Origin of the sequence: Hymenobacter aquaticus, from assembly GCF_004765605.1 — a bacterium.
In the GTDB taxonomy this organism is placed as follows: Bacteria; Bacteroidota; Bacteroidia; order Cytophagales; family Hymenobacteraceae; genus Hymenobacter; species Hymenobacter aquaticus.
This window is the reverse complement of sequence record NZ_SRLC01000003.1, coordinates 250,249-262,151: the sequence shown is the minus strand read 5'-3', so window position 1 is coordinate 262,151 and position 11,903 is coordinate 250,249. Positions and strand designations below refer to the sequence as shown.

Genomic DNA, 11,903 nt, shown 5'->3' with positions numbered 1-11,903 from the left:
CTAGTTGTAGCTCCTAGATTTCAATCTAAAAACAAACTCCCCAAAAAATCGTCTGGCTCCCCCTCTCCCGGAGGGGAGGGGGCCGGGGGGTGGGGTCCACGATATGCCCAAAGTCCTTCGTCTTCATAACAACGGCTCCCAGCAGGTGCAGGGCTGGCAGAAAACCGCCCCCATCACCAGCACCGAAATCAATACCGTCACCGACCCCACGGGCGGGCGGGCCAAGAACGTGGCGGTGAGCATCCCGACGCCGTTTGCGCGGATGCACCTGTTTGAAACCGCCTTTGATTTCCTCGCCCGGGAAGGGCAGCGCAACCCCGGCTCGGTGTATCACGAGCTGGTGTCGCACTTCTGGGACCTGTTCGAAATCCTCTACAACTACAACCTCTACACCCAGGCCGGCCGCAAAATCACCCTGCGCCGCTGGAACGTGGAGGCCGAGCTGCGGCGGATGCAAGGCGACGAAGGCACCCGCCTGCTGGGCGAAACCCTGCGCCTGTTTCTGCAGGACGAGCGGTTCCGGGACTTCTCGGATATGTACCTCGTGTTCTACGAGTCGCCGAATATGCCCGGCGGGCCTCAGCTGCTCGGTGGCACTTCCCCGTTGACGCTGCTGTTCACCGCCCCGGCCGTGCGCCAGCTGGATCTGGAGCGCGCTCAGGCCCGCGGCCACTACTTCGACAACCAGGTGGTGCTGCTCGAAGACCGTTCCCCGGCCTTCCGCGACTTCGTCTACGAGTTGTTCCTGGCCTATCCGCAGCTGCAGCGCCGGGAGTTTGCCGGCAGCGTGTTTGCCGGCCTCGACCGTAACCGCATCAACCAGATGCAGATGCAGGGCGACCACACGGCCCAGCAGTTTGCCACCAAGTACCCCGCCATTGCCGACTTCCAGGGCAACCTGGCCAGCGTGAAGCACGTGCCCCTGCCCAGCCGCGCCGACCAGTCGGCCGTGACCAGCTCGGATTTGTTCATCGCGCCGACCCGGCAGACCAACCAGAGCCGGCCCACCCCGCTGGTGCTGCGCCCCAACCTGACCATGCAGGGCGCCAATTATCTCAACGGCCAGCCCTGGGACGACCGCACCCCGGTGCCCTACGCCGACGAGCTGGCCCTGGAAAACCGCGTGCTGCCCGGCAAAGGCTTCAAGTACCCGTACCTGACCGTCGGCGACTTCCTGGAAGATGCCCTGGTGGAGCTGCCCTACGAGTTGAACGCCCAGCGCTTCCACACCGGCAAGGTCACGTTCCAGTACGGGGCCGACACCCAGGGCCGGGCGCGCTTCCCCTACCTGTTGCCCCTGCGTCAGACGTTCTTCGAGTACTTCTCCGACCACGACTTGGCCGAGCTGCTCACCTTTACCATTGACCTGAACCACGTGCGCATCGCGCTGCGGATTCCGGTGCAGGGCGGCCGCTTCATCACCTTCGAGCGCAGCTACTACCAGAACCCCCAGAATCCGAAAGACGCGCAGGGCCGGGAGATTCCCGAGAAGGGCCGCATCGTGAAGGCCAACATCGGCCTGGGCGTGTTCCCGTTCTACAAGATGCGCGCCCAGCCCGAGTACAACGACTTCTACAAGGTCATGCTCGTGGACGCCGACAACTCGCCTACGATGCTGCAACGCCGCTACGACCTGACCTTCTTCGTGGGCGGCGAGCGGCTGACGGACCAGGGCGCGTCGAAGCGGGCCACCAAGTTTGAGCGGACCCAGAAAAGCGTGTCTACGGCCGGCAGCACCTACTACGAAATCACCGGCACCCACTTCGACCTGGCCGAGCTGACCTGCCCGCCGGCCTTCCACGGCGCGCCCCCGGCCCGGGGCCTCATCGTGCCGCGCTGGCGGGAGCTGGACCGCGGCACCCGCCGCTTCACCTTCGCGGTGGACTTCGGCACCAGCAACACCCACATGGCCTACGCGGACGGTCCGTCGGCCCACCCGCGCCCGTTCACCATCGGCGAAAGTGACCTGCAGATGGAGCTGCTCAACGCCCCGCTGCCCGACACCGGCTACTCGGCCTACCAGCGCTACATGCGCGGCCCCGGCCAGCTGTTCGACATTCCGCTGATTCAGAACCGCGAGTTTGTGCCCAGCATCATCGGCGAGGCCGGCTCGGTGTATGAGTTTCCGATTCGGACCGCCGTGTGCGAGACGAACTCCTACGCCAACGAGCCCAGCAAGGTGCTCAGCAACATCAACATCGGCTTCAGCATCAACACCGAAACCGGGCAGCCGCCCCAGAACCGCTTCGTGACCAACCTGAAGTGGAGCGCCGAGCTGGACCCCCAGGGCGTGAACCGCATTGCGGCCTTCTTCAAGGAGATTCTGCTGCTGATGAAGCACAAGGCAGCCATGCAGGGCGGCATCCTGGAAGACACCCGCGTGGTGTGGTTTGCCCCGCTGAGCTTCGATATGTTTCTGCGCAACCAGTTCCAGCAGGTCTGGGACGAGGCCTTCCAGCAGATTTTCCGGGCCCGCCGCCCCACCCAGTGCATTTCGGAGTCGGTGGCGCCGTACTACTACCTCACGGCCACGAACCAGGTAGTGCCCAACCGCGACGAAAACGTCATCAACATCGACATCGGCGGCGGCACCACCGACCTGCTGATCTTCGCCGACCAGAAGCCCGCCTTCAGCTCGTCCTTCCGCTTCGCCGGCGACGACCTCTGGGGTGACGGCTACGCCCGCGTCCAGGGGGCGCCCAAGCAGAACGGCCTGCTCCGCCTCGGCGTGCAGTACGTGGAAAGCCTGCCCGACTCGGAGGAAAACCAGGAGTACAAGGGCTACCTGCGCGCCGCCCTGCAAAACCCCGACTTCGGCTCGGCCGACGTGACCAGCCTGTTGTTCACCTACAATGACGCGCTGCGCTTCACCCAGAGCCTCGGCCTGGGCAAGGGGCGGCAGCTGCGGGTGCTGTTCTACCTGCACTACACGGCCATCGTCTACCACGTGGCGCAGCTCGTGCAGCACCTCGGCCTCAAGCCCCCGCGCTACCTATGCTTCTCGGGCAAGGGCAGCCTCTACCTGCGCCTGCTCAGCGGCGGCGCCAGCATGGCCGCCATTGAGAAGATCAGCAAAGCCGTGTTCAAGGCCGCCACGGGCCAGGAAGCGCCCCAGAACTTCCGCGTCATCCTGGCCGACAACCCCAAGGAGGCGACGACCAACGGGGGCGTCCTGTTTGAGGAAAGCGCCACCAGCGCCGCCGACTTCGACCAGATTCGCACCGTAAAGCTCAACGGCGCCGCCGAGGGTCAGGACATTGACACCAGCCGCCTCAAGCTTCCACAGGTGGATGCCGACCTCAAGCAGAGCGTCATCGACAACACCAAGCGCTTCCTGGAAATCGTGCTCGACAACGACGACGTGGCCCCGCTCATGCGCGAGGTCGGTGTGGACGTGGACCGCACCCGCATCAAGGAAATGCTGCTGCGCGAAATCGAGGATAGCCTCAACCTGGGCCTGCACCAGATTGGCCGCAACCTCGGCCAGGGCGAAACCCTGCCCGAAACGCTGTTCTTCTACCCGCTCAAGCAGGCCCTGTATAACCTGAGCCGGGAGCTGATGACGAACGGGTAATGATAGATCAGGAAGCAACCTTCTTGGCGGAAGTTCTGGAGTTAATACCGCAGGACTCGGTATTCGGCTTTTTTGCCAGCTACGATGAGTTGCTTCCTGACCTGGAAGCTGCTGGAGTTTCTCCAACTGAGCCCCGGACGTATAAGATACCGCTGACCGAAAAGCTGATGCTACTGGAGTTAATCCAACTCAAGCGGCTTCACAGACGAATTGACCATTTCGATATCATGCTCGGTCAAGACTATCTACTCCAGGCTTACGACCACATGATGTCTACGTGGCTTTCCAAGAAGGTCAACGTAAGCCAGGCTTTCATTGAGCAATACAGTTTAGAGTCTGAGCCAAAAGGTGAATTTTGGTCGGTTGGGGAGTTTCCCGAACTAGACGAATAGAAAGGCTTCTGCCTCGCTGTTAGAATAATTTCTCATCCTCAATACCCCACCTTCATGAGGATTTTCCTTTCCTGCGCCTTGCTGCTTGCCGGGCTGTTGTCTTCGACGGCCACCCACGCCCAAACGCCCCTGGGCCAGCCCACGCTCGATGAGCAGAAGGTGCAGATCTGGTGCGCCACGGTGCGCTACGTGTACGATGACAACAACCGCCCCAACCTGAAAAGTAGCCTGAACTGCGGCGGGTCGTTGCCGGACTTCGTGACCAGCATCAAGGCTGACAGCCAGAAGGTGTACAGCATGCTCTACCAGCCGCTTGAAGGCAAGGGCACGATGTATAAGGGCCTGGGCACTGATAAGTCGCGCTTGCAGAAGCTGACTACAGAAATCATCAATAAGCTCAGCGCTTCCCCAACCCGCAAGGCTGACGCGGAGCGTATGGCCCGCCTCAAAACGCTTAAGGGCCAGCTCGACGCTTACGTGACCAACGGCACCCCGCCCGCCGACCCCAACGGTGACGTAACCGCCGGCGCGGCCGATACCGAAGACACTGCCGTAGCGGACGAAGCAGCCTTGGCTGGCTCGGATGCCGGGGTAGGGCAGGGCGCTTTAGCCGCCGATGCTGCGGTTCCTCGCCAAGCCGCGGGCAGCGAGAGCCTGATGAGCAAGCTGTTTGCCCCGCTGGCCTTGATTCTGTCGTTGCTCAGCATCTTCCTCTACGTGATGCTGCGCCGCAGCATCAGCGCCCTGGGCACCCGCGCCGACCGCCACCGCAGCGAATTGGAATCGGTGAAGGCGGCGGCGCTGACCAGCAGTGCTCCGTCGGCCGGCGTGGTGGCCGCCGCTGCCGCGCCCAAGCGCCTGACGCCGGAGTTACAGCGCGAGATTGAGCGCATCGTGCAGCAGCGCGTAGCCGAGGAACTGGCTAAACGCCAGACATCAGCCCCGCCTGCCAGGATGGAGAAGCCCGCTCCGCAACCAACCGCCGCCGCGCAACCCCGGGCCACCAATAGTCCGGCCCGGCCGGCTTCGCCCACTCCGCCCCAAGCTCCCGCGCCGGTTCGTCCGGTAGCGCAAGCTCCGGCTCCAGCTGCTCCTGCTCCCCCCGCGGCCCCGGTTCCGAACCAGTTTCAGAACATCGAATCGGCTCCTACAACTTTTTCGCCGCCGGCGCCGCTGCACGAAACGGCTCAGCCGCCGATGCCCATTCCGTCCGGCTCCCCGGCCTCAGCCCCGCGCGACGACTTCGACAGCCTCGTGCCGCCGGTGCAGCTGCCTGGTCCCGAAACCTGGGAGACGCCAGCCGCTCCCGTAGCCGCCGCGCCGGCGCCACCCGCCCCGACGCGCTACTATGTAAAGGTGCCCGTCAATGGCGGCTTCAGCGACTACGACCTGCAGGAACAGCCCCAGCACGATAGCATCTACGAAATAACGCCCGACCCGCGGGTGCCCGAGCGGGCCACGTTCCGGGTGACTTCCAACGTCGGCGTCCACGCCTACGCCATTCAGAGCGCCCAGTATTCTTTGCGCGAAGCCTGCGCCTACCAGCAGCCCAATGGCCCCGTGTCGCGCATCGTGACGGATAAGGCCGGCACGCTAATTAAAGGCAATGGGGCTTGGCAGATCGAGCACAAGGCGGCTATTCATTTTGAGTAGGAGGGAGGCCCAACTATTTAGAACGTCATGCTGAGCCTGGCGAAGCATCTTTACCGCCAAACTAATTTTAATTAGCGTTGCAGTAGAGATGCTTCGGCAGGCTCAGCATGACGTTCTTACTAATAGCAGGATTTGTGGAGAGCAGATCGTCTTAAAGCAGCATCGTGCGCTTTTTTGCATATTGAGTGGCAGGTCAGCGGTTTTGCGCTGACCTTTGTGCTTTCTTCCCGTTGAAGTTTTCATGCTCGAAATAATCCTCGAAGTCGTTGTTGTTGCCATTGTGGTGGGCCTGCAGATTCGCACGTTTCTGCAAACCCGCAGCCAGGCCCGCCGGCTCAGCCAGTTCTACCCCGACAAGAACGCCCTGCGCGTGGAGCGCCGCCTGGTAACGCCCGAGGGCCTCGACCTGCCCGACTACGCGGCCAACGCCCCGGAAGGCTCTTTTCCGGTCGACATCATCAAGGGCGACGCGGTGACGCCGGAGTTTCAGGAAATCATTGCCGACACCAACGGCTACCTGCGCTACAACAAGGGCGCGGCCGATTTCAGCATCCTCAAGGACATTTCCGAGCGCCAGAGCCAGGTGCTGGAAAACGCGGTGCAGGCCAACGTGGCCACCCCGCTCTACCTGGGTTTGCTGGGAACGTTTCTGGGCGTAATTCTGGGCTTGGTGGGCATTGCCCGCAACGGCGTATCGGACGACCAGGCCCTGACGCCCTTCCTGACCGGCGTCCTCATTGCCATGACCGGCTCCTTCGTGGGCCTCTTGCTGACGTTGCTCGGCAACGGCCTCGTGCGCAACGCCCACCAGCAGCTCGACCAGGCCCAAAACAACTACTACACCTTCCTGCAGGCCCGCCTGCTGCCCATCCTGCACTCGGATATGGCCGGCAGCTTGTCGAACCTGAAGGCGGTGCTCGATGCTTTCAACCAGGATTTCGTCAGCAAGGTCACCATCTTCGAGCCCGTCATTGGTACGCTCACCGAGAACGTGAAGGTGCAGCGCGACTTTTTGATGCGCCTCAACGAAATCGGGTTCGACAAGATGGCCTCGGCCAACGTGGCCGTATTTGAGAAGGTGAGCCAGTCGGCCGAAATGTTCCAGCAGTTTGTGGGCTACCAGGAGCGGCTCAACCGGATGCTGGAAGACGGCACCGCCACCGCCCGGGCCGTGAGCAGCATCCTGGACCGGCTCGTGGGCTTCGAGCGGGGTATTAATAACGTGGGCCAGTACATCGGCCAGCACGACAACCTGATTCAGCACCAGCTCGACTTCTTCCAGCGCCACCAGAAGGAGATGGGCAACGTGGCGGCCCGCACCGAGCAGTACTTCGACGAGGCCACCGGCCGCCTCACCGATTTGATGCAGCAGCGCCTGAGCTTCCACGAGCGGGATGCCCAGCAAGCCTACGAAAAGTGGAGCCAGCACTTCCAGAAGCTCAACGAGGATAACGTCTTTGACCGGATCCGGCAGTATCTGGAGCCGTTCAAGAACCTCAACGCCCAGCAGGACGTGCTCGGCCGGGAAGTGTCGGCTACCCAGCGCGAGCTGCTGCGCAAAATCGAGCTGGACTCTCAGATTCAGGCCAAGCTGCTTTCCGAGCTGTCGAACCTGAACACGGTGCTGGTCAAGGCGACTTCCAAGAACCGGTTTCAGCGGTTTATGGACAGCTTATTCGGCGGGGTAAAGCCGGTGTAAAACTCGCCATCCAGAACGTCATGCTGAGCGAAGCGTAGCGTAGTCGAAGCATCTCTACCGCTTCGTTGCCAAACTAAACTGTCATCCTGAGCAGAGCGAAGGATCTTCTGCCAGCTGAAAGGCATAGCCGCAGCAACTATAATACATTCTCAAACTTCTCTTCCACATTTGCTAGCACCTCACAGTCACAATAGCCGCCATACGTGTCTAGCCAAGCTGTAATGGGAGCCACCGGAATATTCCGGGATTCCAGAAACTGCTGCGTCAGCCGTAACGTGTCGTCGCAATCTGTTTCGCCAAGCTGCTCATCAAGGTAATCGAACAGGGCTTTCAACTCAGTAAGCGGTAACGGTAGGTTGGCTACCTTTTCCGCTTTATGCTTTGCAGAAAGCCCCGCCAGAATTTCCTTCCGCTTCTGTTTGTCTTCTTTGGATGGCATAAGTTTCTTGAATTAAGTCGGCTGCAAAGTAACAACGTCAGTGCAACGAAGCGGTAGAGATGCTTCGGCTTCGCGTTGCTTCGCTCAGCATGACGTTCTATAACGACTGATACCCCACCCCATGAACGACCCGCAAAACCGCTCTTCCAACGACTTCTTCTGGCCCAGCTACGTGGACCTGATGACCTCGCTTTTCGTGGTGATGCTGGTGTTGTTCGTGTACAGCTTCAAGCTCTTCAAAGACCGGGAGCACGACCTCAAGCAGGCCAACGGGGAGCTGAAAGCCAAGGCCGAGGAGCTGGAGCAGATTACCAAAATCCGCCGCTCGCTGCAGCGGCTGGAAGGTAAATACTTCCGCTACGACCCAACGCTGGAGCGGCACGAGCTGCTGGTGCCGGTGCAGTTCAAGGCGGGGCGTGACGAAATCCAGGATGCCTACAAACCCGCCTTGCTGCAGGCCGGCCAAACCCTACGCTCCGTGCTCAAAACCATCAAAACCGAGCAGCCCGTGCGCTACCTGGTCATTGTGGAGGGCATGGCCGCCCGCTACGCCGGCAACGACGCGCGCAACCGTTCCGAAGAGCAGCTCACCTACCAGCTCAGCTACCGCCGCGCCCTAAATTTGCTCAACTTCTGGAAGCAAAACGGCCTCGATTTCAGCCAGGACAGTGGCATTGAGCTTATCATCGGCGGCAGCGGCTTCTTCGGCACCGGCCGCTACCGGGGGAGCCAGGAAGGCCAGAACAAGCGGTTTTTGATTCAGGTAATTCCCAAAATCGGGCGCATGACCAGCATCAACTTACGCTAATGCAATCATGCATTTCAGCACTCGCATACGCCAGGCAGTAGCCCGCCTGGAAAGCATAGCAACCATGCCAGCCGAACAGGAACGGGCAATGCTGGTAGAATTGCAGCACTGTGCAGCTACGGAAGTACAGAGCCTGATTGACCATCACAGCACGAAGGCGCTTCGGGAATATTTAGGAGTTCGCCTTTTTATCGAAGCGCAAGTAGATGAGCTGCCGGTTTCAGCCTACTCTGTGGCTGAATTCAGGCGACGCATCAACTATATGGTTTTGGTTTGGAACGCCAGCAAAGACCTGCCGCCATTTGCCGGACGGGATTTGCGTCCATTCTTGGAAACCGTAAATGGTGCCTTGTATCAATTGGCCGTTTACACCACGGGCTGGTCGGAGAAAATTCAACTTGAGGCCTTGGAAGCCTGGTATTCAGAGACAGATGCTGAAATCATTATCTGTGACGTGGGGCAGTGCTGGTACCTGAGTGGCGAAGGCTATTTCGGCGACTCCGAGCTGCGGCCTGCCACCAAGTCGGAGCTCATTGCTCGTAATTTCTACGACTATTATCAGGACCTGGACTAACGACTGGCTGGTTTCGAAAGCGTGTTTTTCCGCGCGTTAAAACCAAACAAAACCCGCAATCCGCGCAGTTTGCGGCAGATGGGTTTATATTCGGCCCCCATCCTCCTTTCTCCGCTCCGTATCGTATGCGCAAACTATCCTATCCGCTACTGGCGCTGACGGCCCTGGCCGCCTGCAAATCGACCCAGCCCGCCAACGACGTGGCGGCCCGCCGGCCCCTGACGGAAATGCCTACTGCTGAAACCACTGGCCCTAGTCGTCGCGGCGCGGCGGCCCTGGCCACCCTGCCCCAACTGACCGTGGAATACCCCAAGACCCGCAAAATCGACCATACCGACGACTACCACGGCACGCCCGTAACCGACCCCTACCGCTGGCTCGAAGACCTCGACTCGCCCGAAACTAAGGAGTGGGTGACGGCGCAGAATAAGGTTACGTTCGGCTACCTGGAGAAAATTCCGTTCCGGGAGCAGATCAAGAACCGCCTGACCAAGATGTGGAACTACGAGCGGTTTGGCGTGCCCCAGATTGAAGGCGACAACCTGTACTTCTCCAAAAACGACGGTCTGCAAAACCAGGCCGTGATGTACGTGCAGCAAAACGGGCAGGAAGGCCAGCCCGACGTGCTGCTCGACCCCAACAAGTTTTCTACTGACGGCACCACGGCCCTGGCCGGCACCTACTTCTCCAACGACCACCGCTACCTGGCCTACGCCACCTCGGGCGGCGGCTCCGACTGGCAGAAAATGAAGGTGCTCGACCTCAAAACCCGGCAGCCGCTGAAAGATGAGCTGCAGTGGGTGAAGGTGTCGGGGGCGGCCTGGACCAAGGACGGCTTCTACTACAGCCGCTACGATGCGCCCAAGGCGGGCCAGAACCAACTGTCGGGCAAAAACGAGTTTCACAAGGTGTACTTCCACAAGCTGGGCACCGCGCAGAGCGCCGACAAGCTCGTGTACGAGGACAAAACCATGCCCCTGGGCTTCCGCACGGTGGGTACGACCGAGGACGAGCGGTTTCTGGTGCTCTACACCACCGATGGCAAGGCCGACGGCAACCGCCTGGCCGTGCGCGACCTAACCGACCCCAAGCAGGCTGCCAAGTTTACCACCCTCATCGGCAGCTACGAGCACAACAACTCGGTGATTGGCAACGTGGGCGGGCAGCTGCTGGTGCTCACCAACTACAAGGCCCCGCGCTACCGCATCGTGCTGATTGACCCCAAAAAGCCGCAGGAGGCCAACTGGCAGGAGATACTAAAGCAGGGCGAAAACAAGCTGGAAGACGTGGCCCACGTCGGCGGCCGCCTCATCGTGACTTACCTCAAGGATGCCAGCAGCCTGGTGAAGGTGTACTCGGAGAAGGGCGAGTTCCAGAACGACATCGAGCTGCCGGCCATTGGCACGGCCGCCGGTTTCGGGGGGCGCCGCGACGCGAAGAGCGTATATTACGCCTTCACTTCCTTTGCCTACCCCACCACCATCTACCGCTACGACCTGGAATCGAAGCAAAGCACCGTGTTCCGGGCCCCGAAAGTGGAGGTGAACCCCCAGGACTACGTGACCACGCAGGTGTTCTACGCCAGCAAGGACGGCACCAAGATTCCGATGTTCATCGTGCACAAGAAGGGCATCAAGCTCAACGGCCAGAACCCGACGTACCTGTACGCCTACGGCGGGTTCAACATTTCCCTGACGCCGGGCTTTAGCGTGGCCCGCATGCTGTGGCTCGAAAACGGCGGCATTCTGGCTATTCCCAACCTGCGCGGGGGCGGCGAATACGGCGAAGCCTGGCACCAGGCCGGCATGACGCCCAACAAGCAGAACGTGTTTGACGACTTCATTGCCGCCGCCGAGTACCTGACGGTGCAGAACTACACCGACTCCCACCACTTGGCCATTGCCGGCGGCTCCAACGGCGGCCTGCTGGTGGGCGCCATCATGACGCAGCGGCCCGAGCTGGCCCACGTGGCTTTCCCGGCGGTGGGCGTGATGGACATGCTGCGCTACCAGAAGTTCACCATCGGCTGGAACTGGGCCCCCGAGTACGGCACTTCCGACAACTACGAGCAGTTCAAGAACCTCTACAAATTCTCGCCCCTGCACAACCTGCGGGCCGGCACCACCTACCCGGCCACGATGATTACCACCGCCGACCACGACGACCGGGTGGTGCCCGCGCACTCGTTTAAATTTGCGGCCACGCTCCAGGAACTGAATGCCGGCCATAATCCCCAGCTGATCCGGGTGGACGTGAATGCCGGGCACGGGGCGGGCAAGAGCACGGCCCTGCAGATTCAGGAGTGGGCCGACGTGTGGTCGTTTGCCTTCCAGAACATGGGCGTCAATCCGTATCCAATGGGGCGCTGAGCCGTAGGTAGGTTTCGCGGGCGTCGCTTCGTATCTTGCGGCCCCAAAGTCCCAAACGCCTGTCTTATTTCGGCTTACTATGAACAAAAAGTTCCTGCTCGGTCTGCTGACCGGCGCTTCGCTGCTGTCGTTGACCGTTACCTCGTGCAAAAACCCTGATTACGAAACCAACGATGATGTAGCCACCCAGGCGCTGCCCCCCATTCCGGCCGCTCCCGACACCACCGGCGGCAAAACGGCAGCCCCCAACCCGGCTACGCGCGAAATCAACGCGGCTAATGCCACCGAGGATATCAAAAAGATGCAGCCCCAGATGTAATGTCCGCCTTCGGGCTTTTTATTCCAGTGCCCATCTGCCCGGTTGTGAGCAGGTGGGCGCTGGTGTTTTTAGTGGG

The 11,903-nt window shown here is 60.9% G+C and carries 9 protein-coding genes; 8 read left to right on the top strand and 1 reads right to left on the bottom strand.

Annotated elements, in window-relative coordinates; genetic code table 11:
* Positions 1-103 precede the first annotated feature (103 nt).
* The 4 genes from E5K00_RS20920 to E5K00_RS20905 all read left to right on the top strand — a co-directional run bounded on the left by E5K00_RS20920 (position 104) and on the right by E5K00_RS20905 (position 7,318).
* Positions 104-3,574, top strand: coding sequence for a hypothetical protein (locus E5K00_RS20920; protein WP_135465260.1), 3,471 nt, complete (start codon positions 104-106; stop codon positions 3,572-3,574).
* Entirely contained in the window at positions 3,574-3,966 is a 393-nt protein-coding gene (locus E5K00_RS20915) for a hypothetical protein (protein ID WP_135465259.1), read from the top strand. The genes E5K00_RS20920 and E5K00_RS20915 overlap by 1 nt, the downstream gene beginning before the upstream one ends.
* A 54-nt stretch (positions 3,967-4,020) precedes the next feature.
* A complete protein-coding gene (locus E5K00_RS20910) occupies positions 4,021-5,619 on the top strand; it encodes a hypothetical protein (RefSeq protein WP_135465258.1) in 1,599 nt (532 codons plus the stop codon).
* Positions 5,620-5,860: 241 nt separating this feature from the next.
* Positions 5,861-7,318, top strand: a complete 1,458-nt coding sequence (locus tag E5K00_RS20905; RefSeq protein WP_135465257.1) for a hypothetical protein — start codon at positions 5,861-5,863, stop codon at positions 7,316-7,318.
* 136 nt (positions 7,319-7,454) lie between these two features.
* Here E5K00_RS20905 and E5K00_RS20900 read toward each other — a convergent pair whose 3' ends face one another.
* Positions 7,455-7,757, bottom strand: a complete 303-nt coding sequence (locus E5K00_RS20900; RefSeq protein ID WP_135465256.1) for a DUF2695 domain-containing protein — start codon at positions 7,755-7,757, stop codon at positions 7,455-7,457.
* A gap of 121 nt (positions 7,758-7,878) precedes the next feature.
* On the opposite strand from E5K00_RS20900, the gene E5K00_RS20895 reads away from it, so the two are divergent.
* The 4 genes from E5K00_RS20895 (at position 7,879) to E5K00_RS20880 (ending at position 11,827) form a co-directional block, all read left to right on the top strand.
* A complete protein-coding gene (locus E5K00_RS20895; RefSeq protein WP_135465255.1) occupies positions 7,879-8,565 on the top strand; it encodes an OmpA family protein in 687 nt (228 codons plus the stop codon).
* A gap of 7 nt (positions 8,566-8,572) precedes the next feature.
* Complete coding sequence (locus E5K00_RS20890; RefSeq protein ID WP_135465254.1) at positions 8,573-9,139, top strand: hypothetical protein; 567 nt, start codon at positions 8,573-8,575, stop codon at positions 9,137-9,139.
* Positions 9,140-9,264: 125 nt separating this feature from the next.
* Entirely contained in the window at positions 9,265-11,508 is a 2,244-nt protein-coding gene (locus E5K00_RS20885; RefSeq protein ID WP_135465253.1) for a prolyl oligopeptidase family serine peptidase, read from the top strand.
* A gap of 79 nt (positions 11,509-11,587) precedes the next feature.
* Positions 11,588-11,827, top strand: a complete 240-nt coding sequence (locus tag E5K00_RS20880; RefSeq protein ID WP_135465252.1) for a hypothetical protein — start codon at positions 11,588-11,590, stop codon at positions 11,825-11,827.
* Positions 11,828-11,903: the final 76 nt, after the last annotated feature.